This window comes from Xylanibacter ruminicola (genome assembly GCF_900107775.1).
GTDB classification, from domain to species: Bacteria; Bacteroidota; Bacteroidia; order Bacteroidales; family Bacteroidaceae; genus Prevotella; species Prevotella ruminicola_C.
In genome coordinates, this window is sequence record NZ_FNRF01000007.1 from 27,366 (window position 1) to 49,138 (window position 21,773).

General features: G+C 45.6%; 19 protein-coding genes. 8 read left to right on the forward strand and 11 right to left on the reverse strand.

Going from position 1 to position 21,773, the window contains the following annotated elements; genetic code table 11:
• Positions 1–33 precede the first annotated feature (33 nt).
• From BLU97_RS14830 to mltG, 7 genes are all read right to left on the reverse strand, one after another.
• Positions 34–1,203, reverse strand: a complete 1,170-nt coding sequence (locus tag BLU97_RS14830; RefSeq protein WP_074762240.1) for a GDP-L-fucose synthase family protein — start codon at positions 1,201–1,203, stop codon at positions 34–36.
• Positions 1,193–2,284 (reverse strand): GDP-mannose 4,6-dehydratase, encoded by a 1,092-nt coding sequence (gene gmd, locus BLU97_RS14835; RefSeq protein ID WP_074762241.1) that lies wholly within the window; start codon positions 2,282–2,284, stop codon positions 1,193–1,195. The genes BLU97_RS14830 and gmd overlap by 11 nt, the downstream gene beginning before the upstream one ends.
• A gap of 11 nt (positions 2,285–2,295) precedes the next feature.
• Positions 2,296–3,363 (reverse strand): mannose-1-phosphate guanylyltransferase, encoded by a 1,068-nt coding sequence (locus tag BLU97_RS14840; RefSeq protein ID WP_074762242.1) that lies wholly within the window; start codon positions 3,361–3,363, stop codon positions 2,296–2,298.
• Between the two features lie 80 nt (positions 3,364–3,443).
• Entirely contained in the window at positions 3,444–4,082 is a 639-nt protein-coding gene (locus BLU97_RS14845; protein WP_074762243.1) for a DedA family protein, read from the reverse strand.
• A 1-nt stretch (position 4,083) separates the two neighbouring features.
• Positions 4,084–5,502, reverse strand: a complete 1,419-nt coding sequence (locus tag BLU97_RS14850) for a tetratricopeptide repeat protein (RefSeq protein ID WP_074762244.1) — start codon at positions 5,500–5,502, stop codon at positions 4,084–4,086.
• Between the two features lie 11 nt (positions 5,503–5,513).
• Positions 5,514–7,268, reverse strand: coding sequence for a glutamine--tRNA ligase/YqeY domain fusion protein (locus BLU97_RS14855; RefSeq protein ID WP_074762245.1), 1,755 nt, complete (start codon positions 7,266–7,268; stop codon positions 5,514–5,516).
• A gap of 8 nt (positions 7,269–7,276) precedes the next feature.
• Positions 7,277–8,302, reverse strand: coding sequence for an endolytic transglycosylase MltG (gene mltG / locus BLU97_RS14860; protein WP_074762326.1), 1,026 nt, complete (start codon positions 8,300–8,302; stop codon positions 7,277–7,279).
• Positions 8,303–8,400: 98 nt separating this feature from the next.
• Between mltG and BLU97_RS14865 the strand changes: the two genes are divergently transcribed.
• Together BLU97_RS14865 and BLU97_RS14870 are read left to right on the forward strand one after the other, a co-directional pair.
• Positions 8,401–11,010: a 4-alpha-glucanotransferase gene (locus tag BLU97_RS14865; protein WP_074762246.1), complete on the forward strand. Its 2,610-nt coding sequence runs from the start codon at positions 8,401–8,403 to the stop codon at positions 11,008–11,010.
• A gap of 29 nt (positions 11,011–11,039) precedes the next feature.
• Positions 11,040–11,681 carry an HAD family hydrolase gene (locus BLU97_RS14870; RefSeq protein WP_074762247.1) on the forward strand — a complete coding sequence of 214 codons (642 nt, stop codon included), beginning with the start codon at positions 11,040–11,042 and terminating at the stop codon, positions 11,679–11,681.
• Positions 11,682–11,687: 6 nt separating this feature from the next.
• Here BLU97_RS14870 and BLU97_RS14875 read toward each other — a convergent pair whose 3' ends face one another.
• Complete coding sequence (locus BLU97_RS14875) at positions 11,688–12,287, reverse strand: riboflavin synthase (protein ID WP_074762248.1); 600 nt, start codon at positions 12,285–12,287, stop codon at positions 11,688–11,690.
• Between the two features lie 349 nt (positions 12,288–12,636).
• Here BLU97_RS14875 and BLU97_RS14880 point away from each other — a divergent pair, with 349 nt between their 5' ends.
• Positions 12,637–13,698 (forward strand): UDP-N-acetyl glucosamine 2-epimerase, encoded by a 1,062-nt coding sequence (locus BLU97_RS14880; protein ID WP_074762249.1) that lies wholly within the window; start codon positions 12,637–12,639, stop codon positions 13,696–13,698.
• An 83-nt stretch (positions 13,699–13,781) separates the two neighbouring features.
• Here BLU97_RS14880 and rbr read toward each other — a convergent pair whose 3' ends face one another.
• Positions 13,782–14,324, reverse strand: coding sequence for a rubrerythrin (gene rbr / locus BLU97_RS14885; protein ID WP_013063889.1), 543 nt, complete (start codon positions 14,322–14,324; stop codon positions 13,782–13,784).
• Between the two features lie 567 nt (positions 14,325–14,891).
• Between rbr and nrdD the strand changes: the two genes are divergently transcribed.
• Positions 14,892–16,997, forward strand: a complete 2,106-nt coding sequence (gene nrdD / locus BLU97_RS14890) for an anaerobic ribonucleoside-triphosphate reductase (protein ID WP_013063280.1) — start codon at positions 14,892–14,894, stop codon at positions 16,995–16,997.
• Entirely contained in the window at positions 16,991–17,458 is a 468-nt protein-coding gene (gene nrdG / locus BLU97_RS14895; protein WP_074762250.1) for an anaerobic ribonucleoside-triphosphate reductase activating protein, read from the forward strand. Before nrdD ends, nrdG begins: the two co-directional genes overlap by 7 nt.
• Positions 17,459–17,472: 14 nt before the next feature.
• On the opposite strand, the gene BLU97_RS14900 is transcribed toward nrdG, so the two are convergent.
• Positions 17,473–18,510: an asparaginase gene (locus tag BLU97_RS14900; RefSeq protein ID WP_074762251.1), complete on the reverse strand. Its 1,038-nt coding sequence runs from the start codon at positions 18,508–18,510 to the stop codon at positions 17,473–17,475.
• Between the two features lie 99 nt (positions 18,511–18,609).
• On the opposite strand from BLU97_RS14900, the gene uxaC reads away from it, so the two are divergent.
• From uxaC to BLU97_RS16135, 3 genes are read left to right on the forward strand one after another with little or no spacing between them, the layout of a single operon-like run.
• A complete protein-coding gene (gene uxaC / locus BLU97_RS14905; RefSeq protein ID WP_073043337.1) occupies positions 18,610–20,016 on the forward strand; it encodes a glucuronate isomerase in 1,407 nt (468 codons plus the stop codon).
• A gap of 59 nt (positions 20,017–20,075) precedes the next feature.
• The gene (locus BLU97_RS14910) at positions 20,076–20,972 is read left to right on the forward strand and encodes an RluA family pseudouridine synthase (RefSeq protein WP_074762252.1); all 897 of its coding nucleotides are present in this window, start codon (positions 20,076–20,078) and stop codon (positions 20,970–20,972) included.
• Position 20,973: 1 nt separating this feature from the next.
• Complete coding sequence (locus tag BLU97_RS16135; RefSeq protein ID WP_170857807.1) at positions 20,974–21,126, forward strand: hypothetical protein; 153 nt, start codon at positions 20,974–20,976, stop codon at positions 21,124–21,126.
• Here BLU97_RS16135 and BLU97_RS14915 read toward each other — a convergent pair.
• Entirely contained in the window at positions 21,101–21,757 is a 657-nt protein-coding gene (locus tag BLU97_RS14915; protein WP_074762253.1) for an HD domain-containing protein, read from the reverse strand. The two genes, BLU97_RS16135 and BLU97_RS14915, sit on opposite strands and share 26 nt — an antisense overlap.
• Positions 21,758–21,773 lie beyond the last annotated feature (16 nt).

Below are 21,773 nucleotides of genomic sequence, written 5' to 3' on the forward strand. Positions count from 1 at the left end.
ATAACCCTCGCCAATCGGCGGGGGTTAATTATTTTAAACTAAACTAGAACGATACCATTCGAATAGTTTCTTGACACCATCTTCAATCTCTACCTTGTGTGTCCAACCGAGAGAATGAAGTTTTGAAACGTCAATCAATTTGCGCATGGTGCCATCGGGCTTGGTAGTGTCGAACTCGACAGTTCCTTCGAATCCAACAGCTTTTACAACCAATTCGGAAAGCTCGCGTATTGTGAGTTCCTTACCTGTACCCACATTGATGTGGCAGTTGCGGATTTCACCTAACTTGGGGATAGCTCCACCGCGACCGGCAGAATGGTTGCGATCGACAGCACCATCGGTAGAGGCACCATAGTGAACAGAAGAATACTTCTCTATGCCGATAATGTCACTGAAGTTTACATTCAGCAGTACGTGTACTGATGCATCGGCCATATCCTCACTCCAAAGGAACTCGCGAAGTGGTGTGCCTGTACCCCAGAGTGTAACCTTGTTGTTCTCAATACCATATTTTGCCAGAACTGCCAAGATTTCTTGCTGAGAAGCATCGCCGTTGACACCTTCAACCGGACGCTTGTTCAGGTCGATGGCTATCTTATCCCATGCATTATCGTGGATGAGTTTGGCCAGGTAAACCTTACGCATCATGGCTGGCATCACATGACTGTTCTCCAGGTGGAAGTTGTCGTTAGGACCATAGAGGTTGGTAGGCATTACTGCGATATAGTTGGTGCCATACTGCAGATTGTAGGATTCGCACATCTTCAGACCTGCAATCTTGGCGATAGCATACTCTTCGTTGGTATATTCCAATGGCGATGTGAGCAGGCAATCCTCCTTCATAGGCTGTGGCGCATTTTTAGGATAAATGCAAGTTGAACCTAAGAAGAGCAGCTTTTTGACACCATGAGCGTAGGCTTCGCTAATGACATTGCACTGGATCTTCATGTTCATCATGATGAAGTCGGCGCGATACAGTGAGTTGGCCATGATACCACCTACAAAGGCTGCTGCCAGCACAACGGCATCAGGGCGTTCTTCATCAAAGAACTGCTTAACGGCTACCTGGTCGGTAAGGTCGAGCTCTTTGTGAGTGCGGCCCACCAGATTGGTATAGCCTCGCTGAAGCAGATTATTCCAAATAGCGGAACCCACAAGTCCGTGGTGTCCCGCTACATATATTTTACTTTCTTTACTGAGCATCGTCCATGTGAGCTTTTAAGAAGAGTTTCTTAACGAACTTCATATCGTGCTGAACCATGATCTTTACCAGATCCTCGAACGAGGTCTTCTGTGGATTCCAACCTAACTTGGCCTTAGCCTTGGCAGGATTACCTAACAGCTGATCAACCTCGGCAGGACGGAAGTACTTAGGATCGACCTCAACCAGTGCTTTGCCGGTCTTCTTGTCGTAACCTTTTTCATCAACACCGTCGCCACGCCATTCGAGCTCGATGCCAACCTCCTTGAAGGCGAGGGTAGCAAACTCACGAACGGTATGATATTCGCCAGTGGCGATTACGAAGTCGTCTGGCTCGGGTTGCTGCAGGATGAGCCACATGCACTCGATGTAATCCTTGGCATATCCCCAGTCGCGCAGTGAGTTAAGGTTACCCAGATAAAGCTTGTCCTGATAACCCTGAGCGATACGAGCGGCTGCCAATGTGATCTTACGGGTAACGAAAGTCTCACCACGGCGCTCACTCTCATGGTTAAAGAGGATACCATTACAGCAGAACATATTATATGATTCGCGATAGTTCTTCATAATCCAGAAACCGTAGAGTTTAGCTACAGCATATGGAGAGCGGGGGTAGAATGGGGTAGTCTCGCTCTGTGGAACTTCCTGTACCTTACCGTAGAGCTCTGATGTAGAGGCCTGGTAAATGCGGCAGGTATCAGCCAAACCTGCAATGCGTACGGCTTCCAGCAAGCGGAGCACACCGTTAGCATCGGTATCGGCTGTGTATTCGGGAACGTCAAAAGATACCTTCACATGACTCTGGGCTGCGAGGTTATAGATCTCGGTTGGGCGAATCTTTGAGATGACACGGATCAGAGATGATGAATCGGTCATATCTGCCCAGTGGAGATTAACAAGGCGAGCCTTTTTCATATCACGAACCCACTCGTCGAGATAAAGATGTTCGATACGGGCTGTGTTGAATGAAGATGAACGACGCATGAGACCGTGAACCTCATAACCTTTTTCAATAAGGAACTCGGCCAGATATGAGCCGTCCTGACCGGTAATACCGGTGATTAGAGCAACTTTTTTTTCCATTATAGTTTCTGTTAATTATTTCCTGAGAATTGTTTGATACGCTGTTCCTCCGACAGTTTGCAGATGAGCAGTGTGTCGTTGTTTTCGGCTACGATATAACCATCGAGGCCTTGAATAACCACTTTCTTTTCTTGCATGGTGTGAACAATACAGTTGTGACTCTCTATCAGGTTTACATCGGGACCGATGCTGGCATTGCCATAGAGGTCTTTCTTGCTTTGCTCATGAAGTGAGCCCCAGGTGCCCAGATCGCTCCAACCGAAGTCGGATGGACAAACGAAAATCTCTTCGGCTTTTTCCATGATGGCATAGTCGACAGAAATATTCTCGCATTCGGGGAACAAACGGTTGATTTCTTCCTGTTCCTTGTCGGTACCATAAATAGGTAACAACGACTCGAATATCTTGGCCATTGAGGGCTGGTAGATGCGGAAAGCATTTACAATGGTATTTACATTCCAGATGAAGATACCTGCATTCCAGAAATAATAGTTCTTCTTGATATATTCCTGAGCCGTTTCGAGATTGGGCTTCTCGCGGAAAGAGTCGACTCTGAAAATCTCTTTGTTTCGGAGTGAGCTGGTACTCAGGTCGGCCTGGATGTAGCCATAGCCTGTTTCTGGGCGGTTGGGTTTCATGCCTAGGGTAACGATAGCGTCGGTCTCGCTGGTGAACTGCATGCACTCCTTGATGACACGCAGAAATTCAGCCTTGTCTGTCACAATGTGATCGCTTGGGGTTACAATGATGTTCGCCTTTGGGTCTTTCGACTTGATGCGCCAACTAACATAAGCAATACATGGTGCTGTGTTTCTGCGACAAGGCTCGCATAGAATGTTTCCTGCTGGCATATCAGGCAACTGTTTCTTTACAATTTCCTGATAACTCTGGTTGGTTACCACCCAGATGTTCTCGGGCTTAACCAGATTGCCGAATCTTTCTACCGTTAACTGTAGTAATGTTTTGCCAACGCCGAGAACGTCGATGAACTGCTTGGGGTTCTCGGTAGTACTCATGGGCCAGAAACGGCTACCAACGCCGCCTGCCATGATGACCAAATGGTTGTTTGTTCTTGCCATAATCGTTGTTTGCTGATAATATTTCGCAAAAATACGAAAAATAATAGAAAAGAAAGCATAAAAAAGCAAAAAAATGCTTATTACGCTGACTTTTCTTGTTTATGATTAAGTTTTCGTTTGATGACGAAATAAACGATAGCCACTACAATCAGCCCCAGAATGGCGAACTTGATATATTCGGCATATTCGCTAATCTTGTCGTTCAACTGATCCTCGGGTACAATGGCATGCAGATACCAGCCTAGAAGAGCCAGTACACTGTGCCAGCCACCTGCGCCAATGGTTGTAAACAGCAGGAATTTTCCGTAATGCATACGTGCCAAGCCGGCAGGGATGGAAATCAGGTGGCGGATGACGGGAACAAAACGACCGGTAAGTGTCGCAGCAATGCCATGGTCGTCAAAGTATTTCTCGCTTTTTTCAACTTTCTCCTGATTAAGCAGACACATCTTACCCCATTTGCTGTTGGCAAACTTGTAGATGACAGGACGACCAACGTACAAGGCTACAAAGTAGTTAATGCTGGCACCTATGTCGGCACCCAGTGTGGCAAATAGGATGACTAAGAATACATTTAATGAGCCGCTGGCTGCATGGTAAGCAGCAGGCGTTACTACAAACTCTGACGGTACCGGCACTACTGTGCTTTCTAATAACATCAGAAAGAAAATGGTTGGATACCAACCGAGCGTGTTGAGAATGTTTGTAATAAAATTCATATTAATCGTCTGTATGTTCTAATGCGTACTGGTAATAATCTTTTGGATCCATATGAGCAGGAAAAAACTCGCCTAAAATGGCTCTGGCTTCCTCCGGATTGCAATCACAGGCCTTCTTCAGGTAGTATAAGAATTCATCATTCTTCATCAGCTCGTTGCAACATAAGGCCAGATAGGCATAGCCTTCCTTATAGTCCTCGCCAACAGTCTTGAAGAAATCCAAATAGGCATTGTAGGCAAAATGTAAAAACTTGTTGTCGTGATAAGAGATGATGATTCTAAGTCTTACTTTGGGATTGTTACCCGAATCTTGTAATACCTTTGCGAATGCAGCTTCTGCCTCTGTCTCTTTCTGGTTGGCTAAGAGAATATGTCCCTTGATAACACCCATGTGGAAATGGTCGCAATCCAATTTTTCGGTCATGTCTATGCACCATAGGGCTTTTTCCATCTGTCCTAAGGTGTTATAGGTAAAGGCCATCTCCTGATAGATCTCTGGTAGGTGAATAGAGTCGATGGCGGAAACGCTGACTGCTTTTTTCAGCTTTTCAAGTCCGTCCTTAAACAAGCCTTTGTTGATCAGACAAATGGCCTGATGCAAATAACCGAACTCGTCGTCGGGTACCTTCTCGGAATATTTCTGGAAGAATTTGAGAGCTTCGTCGTGGTTACCCATTGCATACAGGGTATTGGCTTTCGAGAGCAGACCGTTAGCGTCGTTGGGATCGATGGCAATGGCATATTCGCTACTGGTAAGAGCGCCCGAATAGTCTTCTTTCATATACTGTACGCCTGCCAATGCATTCCAATAATTGGCAGAGTATGGGTCTTTGTCGAGTAACTCGTTGAAGAGTCGCTCGCTGTCTTTGTATTTGCCCAATCCGAACAGCGTGCGAGCCATCAGTTCCTTGAATCCTACCGAATCATTGTTGGTAGTGCGGGCTATCCATTCGAAGGCCTTGGCAAACTGGTCGTAATCAAGATACAGACCTACAACGCCTTTCACAAAGTCGGCATATTCATCCTCAGGTAAGTCTTTGATGTATCCTGACAGCAATTCGTCGGCACTGTCCAACTCTCCTTTCGTGATAAGTATCTCGGCACGTAGGTAGATGCCCTCGATACTATCTAAAGGTTCTACTTTATCGGCATATTGCTCGGCTGTCTTGAAGTCTTTCTTCTCCAAAGCTTCGCGGGCTCTGTAGAGCATCGGACCAACGGCTTCAGGATTGTATTCTATAGCTAAGGAAATGGCATCCTCGGCCTCGGCTAGTCGGTTGTTGTAGTGGTAATAATCGGCAATGTCAGTCAAGTCGTCGGCATCCATATAGATGCGTTCGCCCGACTTGACTGACTCCTCGTATTGGTGTAGGATTTCTTTAAAATCCTCGCTTTCGAAATAATCTAAATCTTCTGGCACTTCTTCTTAAATTACTTTTTCCAAGTGTCCTTGAGTCCAACAGTCTTATTGAAGATTGGCTTCTCGGCTGTTGAATCTGTATCAGGTGTAAAGTAACCAATACGCTGGAACTGCAGATAGGTGAGTGGCTTCATATCGGCAGCGTATGGCTCAATATAGCACTTCTTGATGATGTGCAGTGAGTCAGGGTTGATAATCTCCTTCATCGCTGTAACAGCATCGCAGTTCTTGGCTTCGCGGATGGCAGCCATGTCATCGCGAGGATTCTCTACCTTCCACAGACGGTCGTAAAGACGAACCTCGGCTTCGACAGCGTGCTTGCAACTTACCCAGTGGAGAGTCTTGCCCTTAATCTTGCGGTTAGAGCCAGGCATACCGCTGCGTGAGTCTGGATCGTAGGTACAGTAAATGGTAGTTACGTTGCCATTCTCGTCCTCATCGCAGGGATGATCCTCGTTACATTTAATAATGTAGGCATTCTTCAGACGAACCTCCTTACCAGGGGCCAATCGCATAAACTTCTTCTCGGCTTCCTTCATAAAGTCGTCGCGCTCAATCCAGAGTTCGCGGGTAAACTCAACAGTGTGAGTGCCATCGGCCTCGTTCTCTGGGTTGTTGATAGCGGTGAGCTGTTCAATCTTGTCCTCAGGGTAGTTGGTGATAACCACCTTAACAGGATCAAGAACAGCGCTGACACGGATAGCACGACTGTTCAGATCGTCGCGAACTGCACTCTCCAAGAGGGCCATGTCGTTAAGGGCATCAATCTTGGTGTAGCCAATCTTATCGATGAACTTGATGATACTCTCAGGGCTGTAACCACGGCGACGGAATCCGCAGATAGTTGGCATACGGGGGTCGTCCCAACCGCTTACCATGTTATTCTGTACCAATGCCAACAGATTACGCTTTGACATCAGTGTGTAGTTGAGGTTCAGCTTATTAAACTCGGTCTGACGTGGACGGTTGTCCTCGATGTTGTCGGTCTCACCCTTCCACTCCTTCATCCAGGTAACGAACAGATCGTAAAGGGGACGATGCTCTACAAACTCGAGTGTGCACCAAGAGTGGGTTACACCCTCGAGGTAGTCGCTCTGACCGTGAGTGAAATCGTACATAGGGTAAGCATTCCACTTATTGCCTGTACGGATATGAGGAATATTGAGTACACGATAGATAAGGGGATCGCGGAACAGCATGTTGGGGTGAGCCATGTCGATCTTGGCGCGCAGAACCAGTGTGCCTGGCTCGCACTTGCCGCTGTTCATGAACTCGAACAACTTCAGGTTCTCCTCAACGGGGCGGTCGCGATAGGGACTGTTTGTACCAGGGCTTGTGGTGGTTCCCTTCTGCTGGGCAATCACCTCGGCACTCTGTTCATCAACGTAAGCGCGTCCCTGCTGGATGAGCCATACGGCAAAGTCCCAGAGCTCCTGGAAATAGTCGCTGGCATAGTAGACGTTAGCCCACTTGAAACCGAGCCATTTGATATCGTTCTCGATACTCTCGATGTATTCTGTATCCTCCTTAATGGGGTTGGTGTCGTCGAAGCGCAGGTTGCACTGACCGCCGTATTTCTTGGCCAGTCCGAAGTCGATGGCTATAGCCTTGGCATGTCCGATATGCAGGTAGCCGTTTGGCTCTGGTGGGAAACGGGTCTGCATTCTGCCACCGTTCTTACCCTCTGCCAGGTCATTGATAACTTTCTGTTCAATGAAGCTGACAGACTTCTTCTCCTCGCTTTCGTTCTTAATAATCTCTTCCATATCTTGTTTTATTTTATTCCTTTTTCGTTTAATGCTTGTGAATATTTTGCCGCATTCTTCAGGTGTTCCTGATAGGTTCTGGCAAAATTATGTGTACCAGAGAAGTCCTCCTTGGCGCACATGTACAGATAATCGTGGGCTGTGCGATTCAGTACAGCGTCGATACCTGCCACCGATGCAATCTTGATGGGACCAGGAGGCAGACCGGTATTCTTATAGGTGTTATAAGGACTGTTGAATTGCAGCATGTTGTGGTAGATACGCTTGATGGCGAAATCTTTCAAGGCAAACTTGATGGTAGGGTCGGCCTGAAGTGGCATGTCTGCCTTCAGTCGGTTCAGGTACATACCTGCAATCATCGGCTTCTCGGCATTGTTGGCTGTCTCCTCGTCGATGATGCTGGCTAATGTGCAAACCTCATTTTTGCTCAGTTTCAGGGCCTCGGCCTTCAAGGTGCGCTGTACATTCCAGAAATTCTCGTTCTCCTTCTGCATGCGTTTCATCAGATTCTCTATAGAGATATTCCAATATACCTCGTAGGTGTTGGGGACGAACAAGCAGGCGATAGTGGCTGTGTCGTAACCCTGCTGTGCGCAGAACGATGAATCGCTGAGCAGGATGGCTACAGCAACGCTGTCCATCATCAGTTTGCGTGACAGATAGCCGGCCAGTCTGTCCATGGTGCGACTTTCGGGAATGGTGAGCTTTACAGGCTCTTGATGTCCGTTCTTCAGATTGCGGAATACTTTTATCGTGCTCTGGTCGGGGGTAATGGCGTATCGACCGCTACGTATATGCTCCATATAACCACCATGGCGAGCGAGCATTTTGAAAGCTGAAAGACCATGATTGGATGCAATCGGCTCCAACTTGACACATACTGAATCAAGATTGTCGTTGTCGTCGATATACACGTATTCGGTGGCGCTGAGTTTAGAAAAACTCCCCACAAAATAGTAATATGCGATGCCTAAGATTCCTAATACGCATATAATAATAGGAACCAGATAGCTTGATTTTTTTATCCAATTCATCTTCATATCCTTGAAAAAACGCTGCAAAGTTACAAAAATCTCTCCACTATTATCGCTAATTTATCATTTTTTTGTATCTTTGCCCTAAAATATAGCTTATGAAACTTAAGTTTTCTATACAATATGGCACTCAATGGGGACAAAATCTCTATGTGGTGCTGACCTATCTCAGCATCGACCAGACCAAAAAGACGGAACGGTTGATGATGACTACCTCTGACGGCATGGAGTGGCAGTTGGAAACCACCGTGCTTGAATCGCGAAAACATCCGATAGCCTCGTTCTCTTACTTTTACCAGGTAGAGGATACTGATGGTAATGTGCTTAGAAAAGAGTGGGATGCTATTCCTCGAACCTATTACTTCGACTCGGCAAAAGACTATGTGATGGCTGATTTGTGGCGCGATGTACCTCTGCAGTACCATCTTTATAGTCTGGCTTATCATACAACGATGGGACTAGCTGTTGACCAGCAGGTTGAACCGCTTCGTGTGCCTTTGTATCGTAAAACAATCCTGTTCAGGGTGTCGGCACCTCAATTGCAGAAGGGGCAATCGGTAGCTATTTTAGGAAGCCATCCGGCGTTGGGTAGCTGGAATGTAGCTCGTTATCTGCGTATGGAGTCAATTGGCAGATTCGAGTGGCTGCTGTCGGTGAATGTGGATGCTGTGCTGCTACCTATAGAATATAAATATGTGATTATTGATGACGCTACCCATGCACTCTTGGCTTGGGAGGAAGGTGATAATCGCACTACTGCAGGTTTACTGCCTGCTGATCAGACTATGGTGCCTGATGGTACTGTGCTGGTGGCTTATGGTGAGAACCTGAGAGTAAAAGAGCATACCTGGCGAGCCGCAGGCGTGGTGATACCGGTATTCTCGCTTCGTAGTAAACAGTCGTATGGTGTGGGCGATTTCGGCGATCTGTACCGATTGGTTGATTGGTGTGCGGCAACGGGTATGAAGGCCATCCAATTACTGCCGGTTAACGATACTACGTGCTCGAAAAACTGGAGCGATTCGTATCCATATAATATCGTTTCTGCTTTTGCTTTGCATCCTCATTATCTGGACATTGAGGCTGTTGGTGTGCTGAAGAATAAAATTAAGATGAATACGTATCATCGTCAGCGCCAGGAACTTAACGCACTCGGCTTTAGTGATTATGAGGCGGTAGACCATGTGAAGCGGGCCTATATCCAGGAACTGTTTGATGAGAAAGGTCAACAGACGCTTGAGTCCAAAGAATTCAAAGCTTGGTTTGCTCAGAACCAGGATTGGTTGGGGCCTTACGCCAAGTGGTTGGATTCGTCTGTGGGCGTGATTTATTTTACGCAATACCATCTTCACTTACAGTTGAAAGCCGCAGCTGACTATGCCCGTTCAAAGGGCATCTTCCTGAAAGGCGATGTGCCTATCGGTGTAAATGGCGATAGTGTGGAAACGGCTAACCATCCGGATTATTTCCATCTTGATGCACAAACAGGTGCACCACCAGATATGTTCTCGCCCAACGGACAGAATTGGGGATTCCCAACTTACAATTGGGGTACTGGTGTTGTAGAGTGGTTCCGTAGACGTTTAAAGTGGATGGAACAGTATTTCGATGCCATCCGAATCGACCATATCCTGGGTTTCTTCCGGATATGGGAGATACCTGGCGACGCAGTCTTTGGATTGCTGGGGCATTTCTCGCCTTCGTTGCCAATGACGGTGGGTGAGATAGAATACTTTGGTTTGCCTTTCCGTAAGGACTTGTTTACCAGACCTTTTATTAACGATAGGGTGTTAGATAAACTGTTTGGTATGCATGCGCCGTATGTTCGTGAGCATTTCCTGACACCAAAGAGTTATGGTCTGTATGATTTAAAGTCGGATTACTGCACGCAGAAAAAAGTGCAGCTGGCTTTTGAGGGACGTACAGATGAAAATAGTTTATGGATTCGTGATGGGCTTTATCGCTTGGTTAGTAGTGTGCTCTTCCTGGAGGATCCAAAACAGCCTGGTATGTATCATCCGCGAATCGGTGTAATAGGGGAGCCCGTGTTTGAGGCGTTGAATGCTGAAGAAAAAGACGCATTTATGCGACTTTACAATAATTATTACTATCAGCGTCATAACTTTTTCTGGGGGGCTGAGGCTATCCGTAAGTTGACCGATGTGTTTGGCTCTACCCGTATGCTATGCTGTGGCGAGGATCTGGGCATGTTGCCAGATTGTGTGGCGCCGGTACTTGATCAGTTGCGTATCCTGTCGCTCGAAATCCAGTCGATGCCCAAACAGAGTGGTTATGAGTTTGCTCATCTTGATGGCAATCCATACCGTTCTGTTGCTACAATTTCAACGCATGATATGTCGCCCTTGCGCCTTTGGTGGAGCGAAAGTCCTGAGCGTACCCAGCGTTTCTATGTGTCGATGTTGCAGAAACAAGGTCGAGCCCCCGAACAGTTACCGGCCCATTTGGCTGAGGAGATTATCGGGCGTCATCTCTATTGTCCGTCGATGCTCTGTATGTTGTCGTTGCAAGACTGGTTGGCTATGGATGGCGAACTGCGCTCAAAGAATGTTCGTGAAGAGCGCATCAATGTGCCCAGCGATCCTTATAACCGTTGGAAATATCGTATGCATATTACCATCGAGGATTTGCTGAAGGCAGATAAATATAATAATAAGGTGAAAACCATGATTCAGCGTTCAAAGCGCTAATGTTTAAATTTTAAATTATTTTATCTTCAATGTATAACACTTATATATTTGATCTTGACGGTACTTTACTTGATACAATAACAGATTTAGCGGCTTCGTGTAATTATGCCCTCCGCACACATGGCATGCCAGAACATTCGGTTGATGATGTTCGTAGGTTCGTTGGTAATGGTGTACGGAAATTGATGGAGCGGGCTATTCCTCATGGAGCAGAAAACCCTGATTTTGAGGCAACGTTTGCAACTTTCCGCGAACATTATATGCATCATTCGCTTGATACAACACAACCATATCCCGGTATTCCTGAGACATTGTCAGAATTGAAAGATCGTGGTTGCCGATTGGCTGTTGTCAGCAACAAGATGATGGCTGCAACAGTGGAGCTATGTCACCATTTCTTTCCGAATACCATAGAGGTGGCTATTGGTGAACATGAAGCTGAGGGAATCCGTAAGAAACCTGCTCCTGATACGGTATTTGCCGCTTTGCGAGAGCTTGGTGTTGAAAAAGACGGGGCTGTTTATGTTGGTGATAGTGATGTGGATGTTCAAACAGCTGTGAACTCAGGACTACCTTGTATATCCGTGTTGTGGGGATTCCGTGATCGTGACTTCCTGATACAACATGGAGCGAAGACTTTTGTCTCCGCTCCATCAGAATTGTTATTGTAAGGTGGATTAAATCTGCTGTAGTCTGGCGATATATTTGCCAAGAATGTCAAACTCGATGTTGACTACCGAACCTACACGGATGTCGCAGAAGTTAGTGTGCTCGAAAGTGTAGGGGATGATGGCTACCTGGAAGGTGCTTGCTGTTGGATTGCAAACCGTGAGGCTTACGCCATTAACGGTAACACTGCCTTTGTCGACAGTGAAATAGCCTTTCAATGCCATCTCACGGTTCTCTGGATATTCGAATGTGAAATAGGTTGAGCCATCTGCGTCCTCAACAGCAATGCAGCGTGCTGTCTCATCTACATGGCCCTGAACGATATGACCATCTAATCGGCCGTTCATCAGCATAGAGCGCTCAACGTTTACTTTATCACCAACTTTGAGCAAGCCCAGATTGGTGCGGTCGAGTGTTTCCTTCATGGCAGTAACCGTGTAGGTGCCATTCTCAATGGCAACAACTGTCAGGCAAACGCCATTATGCGCAACACTCTGGTCGATCTTTAACTCGTCGACAAACGAACACTTTAATGTGAAATCGATATTTTCGCGATCCTTGCGGATAGCTGTTACGGTAGCAAATTCTTCGATGATTCCAGAAAACATATCAAAAAATATAATGTTTAATGTTTAATCTTTAATGTTAAATATAAAAAAGAAAAGGGTACGTGCCGATGATTTGGTGAAAACTCCTGTTTCACACGATGTGGGGGCTCCCTGCTGTTGTAATCCACCGGCATTGCTGCTCTCCTCATGGAGGATAATCGTGGCCCGCCATTGGCAAGGGAAACGATCCCGATTTGTTTTGTTAATGTAGAGTATCCCGATCTATCAGGCACGACCCACTGTTTCTGCTGCAAAGATACAACTATTTTGGGACTTATCCAAACCTTTTGCCATTTTTCTTGGTAAATAGAAACTTTTTCTATATCTTTGCACTCAAAAATAGAAAGAAATGGGAAAGACTGTATGTATCATAGCGGGTGCTCGCCCAAATTTCGTTAAGGTGTCACCTTTGGTAAGAGCCATCAATAAAAATCCTGAAGCAACATGTTTGTTGGTTTATGCAGGTAGTGAGAACGATCCAACGCTTGAGGCATCGCTGTTTGATGATTTGCAGATGCCACGTCCACAATATTACTTAGGTGTAGATTCAACGAGTCTGAACGAGATTACCAGTCAGGTCATGGCCCGTTTTGATGCTTTCCTCGATGCGCATCAGATTGATGTGGTGATCGTGGTGGATGACTTAGCCTCGACTATGGCTGCTGCCATAGTTACCAAGAAACGTGGAATCCGCTTGGCGCATCTGGTAGCTGGCACACGTTCGTTTAATATCAATATGCCTAAGGAGATCAACCGTTTGGTGATAGATGCCTTGTCTGACTATCTGTTCACTGCTGGTGTGAAGAGTACAGGCATAGCTACTCGTGAGCAGTCGGAGAGTTCGCAGACCTATATGGTGGGTAATATCCTAATGGATACTTTGCGATATAACTACGACCGTATGAAGAAGCCTGCTTCGATCCCATCACTTGAAGAGAAACAGTATCTGGTATTTACACTGAACCGTAAAGCGCTGATTGCTGATGTTGATAATTTGGAGAAGATGCTGAAGGCTATGGTTGCTTCGGCTAATGGCATGCGAATTGTTGCGCCTCTGCGTGGCGAAGCCCGTAAAGTGGTTGAACGTATGGGCTTGGCTATTGATATTGTTGATCCTCTGAGCTACTTGGAGTTCGGTTGGTTAACTGCTCATGCACTTGGTATTATTACCGATTCGGGCAATGTGTCGGAAGAGGCTACCTTTAATAGTGTACCTTGTATCACTCTGAATAATTATACCGAGCATCAGGAAACGGTGAATGTAGGTTCGAATGTGCTGGTTGGTGAGGATGCAGACAAACTAAGTGAAGCTGTTAAGAAAATGGTGAGCGGCGATTGGAAGAAATGCGCCCTGCCTGACCGTTGGGATGGTCGAACAGCAGAGCGCATTGTTCAGATTATACTTGCCTAAACAGGCTTGTTTTTGAAAAGTACTTAGAGAGCGATTGCAATCTAAGTACTTTTTTGTTGCAAAGTACTTAGAAAAATTAATCTTTAATAGTTCTCTGCTTTTACCTGGAAGTAAGCCTGTGGATGATCGCAGACAGGACATACCTGTGGAGCCTTCTTGCCGATAACAATGTGGCCGCAGTTGCTGCACTGCCAGATAACATCATTGTCCTTAGAGAATACACGCTCCTTCTTAACGTTGTCGAGCAGTTTGCGGTAGCGTGCCTCGTGCTCAGCCTCTACTTTGGCTACGAGTTCGAATTTGGCGGCAATCTCGTTGAATCCTTCCTCGCGTGCTTCCTGGGCCATACGTGCATACATGTCGGTCCACTCATAGTTCTCGCCAGCAGCAGCTGCTTCCAGATTCTCTGGTGTGCTCTTGATTGCACCACCTTCCAAAAGCTTGAACCACATCTTGGCGTGCTCCTTCTCGTTGTTAGCTGTCTCCTCGAAAATGGCGGCTATCTGTACAAAGCCGTCCTTCTTGGCCTTTGATGCCCAGTAACTGTACTTGTTGCGTGCCATTGACTCACCTGCAAATGCTTCCTGCAGATTCTTCTCGGTTTTTGTTCCTTTAAGATCCTTCATAATTGTACTTGTTTAGTTTAATTGTTTAAATGATATTTTTGGCAAAGATACAATAATAAATTGATATCTGCAAGTTTTAGGCTTTCTTTTTGTGTTATTTTAGTATTCTCTATTATATATAATAAGGTACGCGAGGGAGAGGAAATGGATTGTTGAAAAATGTTAAAACGGGAAACTTTTCTGATTTTTAAAAACGAAAAGTTTTCCAAAAAGAAAATCTTGGTGTATGTGGTGGTGTTCCAAAAAGAATACTGACTGCAAATTGGAGATTTTCTGTTGTGAAAGCTTTAATTTAAAAGACGATGCTGTCGTGAAATTACAGAAGTATCTATGAATCAGTATGTTATACATTGTTATTGTAGCGTATTATTTCAATATTAACTTTATTTTAGAGAAATTTTTGGCTTGTCGAGAATGCTTTTTCTGGCATATTTTGTATCTTTGCAACCGTATTCGGTTTTACTTTTTGGAAAACTTTTCCGAATTCAAAAACAAAAAAGTTTCCAAAAAAGAAAACTTTGGGAGAGAATTAAATAACAAAACTTAAATAAAAATAGAGACAATAACATGGAAATTAAAAACTTTACCATCACCAAGCGAGACGGATCGAAGGATTTGTTCTCACTCGACAAAATTATGAATGCTATCGTAAAGGCTTTCGAGAGCGTTCAGGAACCTGCTGACCTAGCCATCGTATCTAAAATTTTGAATCACCTTGACATGCATGACAACATTACTGTGGAGGATATTCAGAACCAGGTGGAAGAAGCACTTATGCGTGAAGGCTATTATAAGGTTGCCAAATCGTTTATTCTTTATCGTCAGTTGCATTCTGAGGATCGTGAGACACTGGAAAAAATGGTGTTTCTTTCAGAATACTGCGAATCGGTGAATGCTGCTACAGGATCAAAGTATGATGCAAATGCCAATGTAGAGCATAAGAATATTGCTACACTGATTGGTGAGCTGCCAAAGTCGAACTTTATCCGTCTGAACCGTCGACTCCTCACTGATCGTATTAAGAAAATGTATGGTAAGCAGCTGGCCGATGAGTATATCGACAAGCTGACACACCACTTTATATATAAGAACGACGAGACTTCGTTGGCCAATTATTGTGCTTCTATCACCATGTATCCTTGGTTGATTGGTGGTACTGTGGCTATTGGTGGTAACTCAACGGCTCCTACCAACATGAAGTCGTTTGCTGGTGGCTTTGTGAATATGGTGTTTATGGTAAGTTCAATGCTGAGTGGTGCCTGTGCTACACCTGAGTTCCTGATGTATATGAACTATTTCCTTGGTAAGGAATACGGACTGGATTACTATAAGCGCTCACAAGACCAGGCTGACCTGAGTTTGAAGAAGCGTACCATTGATAAGATTATAACTGATTATTTTGAGCAGATTGTTTATACCTTGAACCAGCCAACTGGTGCTCGTAACTATCAGGCTGTATTCTGGAATATCGCTTATTACGATCGTTACTACTTCGAGAGCATCTTTGGTGAGTTCTACTTCCCCGATGGCTCTAAGCCAGATTGGGAAGGACTTTCATGGTTGCAGAAGCGCTTCATGAAGTGGTTTAACCATGAGCGTACTAAGACTTTGTTGACTTTCCCTGTTGAGACCATGGCTCTGTTGGTTGATGAGAATGGTAATTGCAAGGATAAGGAGTGGGGCGAGTTTACTGCCGAAATGTATGCTGAGGGACACTCGTTCTTTACCTATATGAGCGATAATGCCGACTCATTGTCGAGTTGCTGCCGTTTGCGTAACGAGATTACCGATAATGGTTTCAGTTATACGCTTGGTGCAGGTGGTGTAAGTACCGGTTCTAAGAGTGTGCTCACTATCAACCTGAACCGTTGTATCCAGTATGCCGTCAACCACAAGTTGGATTATCTGGAGTATCTGAGTGGTGTGATCGATCTGTGCCATAAAGTACAGTTGGCTTACAATGAGAATTTGAAGGATCTGCAGCAGCAGGGTATGTTACCACTGTTCGATGCTGGTTATATCAATATTGCCCGTCAGTACCTCACAATCGGTATTAATGGTTTGGTTGAGGCTGCTGAATTCATGGGTCTGAAGATTACTCCGAACGACGAGTATCTACATTTTGTTCAGGGTATTCTTGGACTGATTGAGAAGTACAACAAGCAGTACCGCTCTAAGGAGGTTATGTTCAACTGTGAGATGATTCCTGCAGAGAACGTTGGTGTAAAGCATGCTAAGTGGGATCGCGAGGATGGTTACTTTGTGCCACGCGATTGCTATAACAGCTACTTCTATGTAGTAGAGGATGACTCACTGACCATCATCGATAAGTTCAAGCTGCATGGTGCACCTTATATTGAGCATCTTACTGGTGGTTCGGCTCTGCATATGAATCTCGACGAGCATCTGTCGAAAGAGCAGTATCTGCACCTGCTGAAGGTGGCTGCTAAGGAAGGATGTAACTACTTTACATTCAATATTCCTAATACTGTATGTAATGATTGTGGTCATATCGACAAACGCTATCTGAAGGAGTGCCCGCATTGTCATTCTAAGAATGTTGACTACATGACCCGTATTATCGGCTACTTGAAGCGTGTTAGCAACTTCTCACAGGCTCGTCAGGAAGAGGCTTCACGTCGCTACTATGCAGGACAGAAACAATTATGCTAAAATACGTAAATACCGGCATAGTTTTCCAAGAGATACCCGACGAAGTGACACTGGCAATTAACATTAGTAATTGCCCGTGTCGCTGTCCTGGGTGTCATAGCTATTACCTTTGGGAAGATATCGGATTGCCCCTTGATACAGAAGCCATTGATGCATTCGTAGAGAAGTTTGGTACCGATATTACTTGTATCTCATTTATGGGAGGCGATGCCGAACCGAAGGCCGTTAATCAGTTGGCATTATATATCCGAGAGGTACACCCGGAGTTCAAAGTGGCTTGGTATAGTGGTAAAACGGTGATATCATCGGCTATCAACAAGTGCGATTTCGACTATATCAAGATTGGACCGTTTATCAAACATTTGGGCCCGCTTAAGAGTCCAACAACTAATCAGCGATTGTATCGTATCAAGGAAGACGGCGAGATGGAGGATATGACCTCGTGGTTCTGGAAAAAATAAGAGGAGAGATATCACTAAAACGATATCTCTCCTCTTATACTTTGCTGCATATATTTGCGAACTGTTTCTGGATCGTTGGGGTAGTGGGCCTGCAAGAACATCAGTTTGGTAACTGCTGCTTCAACGGTGGAATCGCGACCGCTGATAACACCTGCCTCCTGTAGATGGTATCCGTTGTCATAGCGGCCCATTTCAACGGCACCCTGCATACATTGACTGATGTTCACGATTACCTTGCCATTGCGGGTTCCCTCACGTAAAGCATTCAGCAACCATGGGCGTTGGGGCGCGTTGCCACTGCCAAAGGTACGCATCACAATGGCCTTCAGGTTGGGTGTGTGAATGATGTGGCGGATCAGATCCTCGCGGATGCCAGGGAAGAGCGAGAAGATAATCACATTATTGTCCATGCGAAAGTGGGGCGCCATCGGCTTGTTCCAATCTGGCTTCAGTATGCGGTCGTGGTGGTAGGTGATGTTCACACCTGCTTCAACCAAATGGGGGTAGTTGAACGATTCGAAGGCATTAAACTCCTCGGCGCTCTGCTTGGTAGTACGATTACCACGAAGCAGATGACCACCGAAATAAATGCCCACCTCGGGTACCAAAGCATGTCCTTCTCTATCTTTGGCTGCAGCAATCTCTATGGCTGTGATGAGATTTTCCTTACCATCTGTTCTCAGCTGCCCGATAGGTAACTGTGAACCTGTGAAAATCACGGGCTTAGTAAGGTTCTCAAGCATATACGACAGGGCTGAGGCGGTAAAGGCCATCGTATCGGTTCCATGTAGTACTACAAATCCATCGTACTGATCGTAGTGGTCGGCGATACAATGCGACAAGTCTGTCCACATGGCAGGCGACATGTCACTCGAATCAATAGGTGGATCGAACTGGTATGTTTCGATTGTGATATCAAACTGCTTCAGTTCGGGTACATTATATAATAGGTGTTCAAAATCAAACGGCTCCAGAGCCCCTGTGCGAGGGTTCCGGTTCATGCCAATGGTGCCTCCGGTGTATATGAGAAGGACTTTACTGCGGTACGTCATCGTTTACGTTTTATTTTTCTGCAAAGATAGTGCTTTTCTCCGAGATTTTAATTATCTTTGCAGAAAATTTTTAAGAAGGACCTATAAACATACAGTTTTATGAAGCAATTCAATGATGATAACTTCGTTCTGGAGACCCAGGTGGCTCAGGACTTGTATCACAATCATGCGGCTAAGATGCCCATTATCGACTATCATTGTCATTTGATTCCTGAGATGGTGGCCAAAGACCACAAGTTTAAGAGCATAACCGAGTTGTGGTTGGGTGGCGACCACTATAAGTGGCGTGCCATGCGTACCAATGGTATCGACGAGAAGTATTGTACTGGTAAGGATACCACCGATTGGGAGAAGTTCGAGAAGTGGGCTGAGACCGTTCCCTATACTTTCCGTAACCCCCTTTATCACTGGACTCATCTGGAGTTGAAGACTGCTTTTGGTATCACTAAGCAGCTCTCGCCCAAGACTGCACGCGAGATTTTCGATGAGTGTAATGAGAAACTTCAGCAGCCTGAGTTCTCGGCTCGTGGGCTGATGAAGCATTACAACGTGGAATGTGTATGTACAACCGATGATCCTGTTGATGATCTGCATAACCACATTGAGTATGCCAAGACCAAGGCTAAGGATGATCCCATGATGATTCCTGCATGGCGTCCAGATAAGGCCATGAACATTGAGAAGGCTGATTTCTCAAAGTATGTTGAGCAGCTGGCTGAGGTGAGCAATGTGAATATCGTGAAGTTTGCCGATATGGTCGATGCACTGCAGAAGCGTCACGACTTCTTTGCTGAGAATGGTTGTAAGCTCTCTGACCATGGTATCGAGGAGTTCTACGATGAGGAGTACACCGATTCTGAGATCGAGACCATCTTCGAGAAGGCTATGCGTGGTCAGTCTCTGTCTAAGTTGGAGATTCGTCAGTTCAAGAACTGCTTCCTGACAGTGATGGCTGAGATGGATGCTGATGCCGACTGGACACAGCAGTTCCACTATGGCGCTATCCGCGATAACAATACCAAGATGTTTAACCAGCTTGGTCCTGATACAGGTTTCGATTCTATTGGCGAGTTCAATACCGCTAAGGCTATGTCGACTTTCCTGAACAAGCTGAACATGAAGGATAAGCTTACACGTACTATCTTATATACTCTGAATCCTTGTGCCAACGAGGTGATTGCTACTATGCTGGGTAACTTCCAGGGTGGCGAGCCTGGTAAGATTCAGTTCGGTTCAGGCTGGTGGTTCAACGACCAGATGGACGGTATGGTTCGTCAGATGAATGCCCTTTCGGTTCTTGGTCTGCTGAGTCGTTTTGTTGGTATGCTTACCGATAGCCGTTCGTTCCTGAGCTATCCACGTCATGAGTACTTCCGTCGTATTCTCTGTAATATGCTCGGAAACGACGTAGAGAAGGGCCTTCTGCCCTGTGATATGGAGATTCTCAGTCGCATGGTTGAGGACATCAGTTATAACAATGCCCGACGCTACTTTAAATTCTACTAATAAAAAAAGAGGCCGCAGATTTTCGAATCTGCGGTTTTTTTTGTATCTTTGCACCCAATATGAGATATAACGCAGGCTATAATCGTGAGGGTGACTATGAGCACCTGGTGGTCAACGAGTCGATGCCATTGTTGGAATGGTTGTTGACCAATGTTCAGCAAAGTCGTTCAAAGATTAAGGCGACTCTGCAGGGTAGAGGTATCAAAGTAAACGGTAAAACCGTGAGTCAGTTTGATTTCCAGTTGGAGCCAGGCATGAAGGTGGCTGTTAGCAAAACCAAGCGCAATCAGCAGGCATTCAAGAGTCGTTACGTGAAAATCGTTTACGAGGATAAATGGCTGATTGTGATTGAGAAGGCTGAGGGTATTCTCTCGATGGCAGCTGGTCACTCAACACTGAATGTAAAAACAGTGTTGGATGATTATTTCAAGAAGTCGCGTCAGAAATGTACGGCTCATGTGGTGCACCGACTGGATCGTGATACCAGTGGACTGATGGTATATGCCAAGGATATGGAAACAGAACAGATTCTGGAGCATAACTGGCATGATATTGTGTATGACCGCCGATATGTAGCTGTATGTTCAGGAGAAATGGAGAACGACGAGGGTACTATTGCCAACTGGCTGAAGGATAATAAGGCGTATGTTACTTATTCTTCGCCTACCGATAATGGTGGTAAATATGCCGTTACGCATTATCATGTGTTAGACCGTACTACCGATCACTCGTTGGTAGAATTCAAGCTTGAAACAGGTCGTAAGAATCAGATTCGTGTGCATTCGGCTGATATGGGACATCCTGTATGTGGTGACCCTAAGTATGGTAATGGCGATGATCCTATCCACCGTCTTTGTCTGCATGCCTGGTTGCTGTGCTTCCATCACCCTGTAACTGGTGAGCCTATGGAGTTTGAGACACCTGTTCCAACTGCATTCAAAAAACTATTTAAGTAAAATGGGAAACGTGAGTTATTACATATTTGTGCTTGTAGCCATCGTAGTAGCCTTCTTGGTGATTAAGAAAGTAGCTTCTTGTCTCATCAAGTCGGCCATTCTGATTGCGATGGTGGTAGCTCTTGCAGCTATTTATTTTCTGTATCTGAGATAGCTGCTTCTTCAGGGAAAATACGGTCGAAAGCCTCACGAAGTTGTTGTGGCTGCTCGATAATGGTTCTCAATTCGTTGAGTCGTTTTGCGTTCGGCGAATTGGGAATCCATAGTTTAATGTAACCGTCTTTTGAGTACTTGCTGGCCATGTGTTCTTTGAAACGTGCCCAATGTTCCTCAACAGATTTTTCGGGATAGTTAGCCAAGCCAAACTGGATACAGCGACGGATAATACGGTCGGGATCAATGTCTCTATCTGCTTCGGCCACAATCTTGCCGTATATAGAACGGGGACTGCGACTGGCTGAGGCACGATGGTCCTCTACTGCCTCTTTCATGATCTTGATCTGGTCGATCGAGAACCATTTCTTCAGGCGGGCATCGGCTGCCAGAATCTTACCGCCGCGCATATGGTGATCGGCGCGATGCCCGCACATGCCCAGGTCGTGGTAGGCGGCAATGGTATAAACCATATTAATGTCTGCTCCCGTAGCCCTAACCAGCTCGAGAGAATTGCGAATAACTCTTGTGACGTGCTCCATGTTATGTGCACGGTCAAATTCAGCGTATTTGGGGAGAATCTGTGTCTCGATAAACTCCACTAAATCCAGACTCGGTGTAATGCTTGTCATAAAAAGTTTTGATTTT

Coding starts and splice junctions, on each gene's coding strand:
- BLU97_RS14830 (WP_074762240.1), bottom strand. CDS start 1,203: ATGCTCAGTAAAGAAAGTAAAATATATGTAGCGGGACACCACGGACTT.
- BLU97_RS14900 (WP_074762251.1), bottom strand. CDS start 18,510: ATGACGTACCGCAGTAAAGTCCTTCTCATATACACCGGAGGCACCATT.
- BLU97_RS14845 (WP_074762243.1), bottom strand. CDS start 4,082: ATGAATTTTATTACAAACATTCTCAACACGCTCGGTTGGTATCCAACC.
- mltG (WP_074762326.1), bottom strand. CDS start 8,302: ATGAATTGGATAAAAAAATCAAGCTATCTGGTTCCTATTATTATATGC.
- uxaC (WP_073043337.1), top strand. CDS start 18,610: ATGAAGCAATTCAATGATGATAACTTCGTTCTGGAGACCCAGGTGGCT.
- BLU97_RS14870 (WP_074762247.1), top strand. CDS start 11,040: ATGTATAACACTTATATATTTGATCTTGACGGTACTTTACTTGATACA.
- gmd (WP_074762241.1), bottom strand. CDS start 2,284: ATGGAAAAAAAAGTTGCTCTAATCACCGGTATTACCGGTCAGGACGGC.
- BLU97_RS14915 (WP_074762253.1), bottom strand. CDS start 21,757: ATGACAAGCATTACACCGAGTCTGGATTTAGTGGAGTTTATCGAGACA.
- BLU97_RS14840 (WP_074762242.1), bottom strand. CDS start 3,363: ATGGCAAGAACAAACAACCATTTGGTCATCATGGCAGGCGGCGTTGGT.
- BLU97_RS14880 (WP_074762249.1), top strand. CDS start 12,637: ATGGGAAAGACTGTATGTATCATAGCGGGTGCTCGCCCAAATTTCGTT.
- nrdG (WP_074762250.1), top strand. CDS start 16,991: ATGCTAAAATACGTAAATACCGGCATAGTTTTCCAAGAGATACCCGAC.
- rbr (WP_013063889.1), bottom strand. CDS start 14,324: ATGAAGGATCTTAAAGGAACAAAAACCGAGAAGAATCTGCAGGAAGCA.
- BLU97_RS16135 (WP_170857807.1), top strand. CDS start 20,974: ATGGGAAACGTGAGTTATTACATATTTGTGCTTGTAGCCATCGTAGTA.
- nrdD (WP_013063280.1), top strand. CDS start 14,892: ATGGAAATTAAAAACTTTACCATCACCAAGCGAGACGGATCGAAGGAT.
- BLU97_RS14865 (WP_074762246.1), top strand. CDS start 8,401: ATGAAACTTAAGTTTTCTATACAATATGGCACTCAATGGGGACAAAAT.
- BLU97_RS14910 (WP_074762252.1), top strand. CDS start 20,076: ATGAGATATAACGCAGGCTATAATCGTGAGGGTGACTATGAGCACCTG.
- BLU97_RS14875 (WP_074762248.1), bottom strand. CDS start 12,287: ATGTTTTCTGGAATCATCGAAGAATTTGCTACCGTAACAGCTATCCGC.
- BLU97_RS14855 (WP_074762245.1), bottom strand. CDS start 7,268: ATGGAAGAGATTATTAAGAACGAAAGCGAGGAGAAGAAGTCTGTCAGC.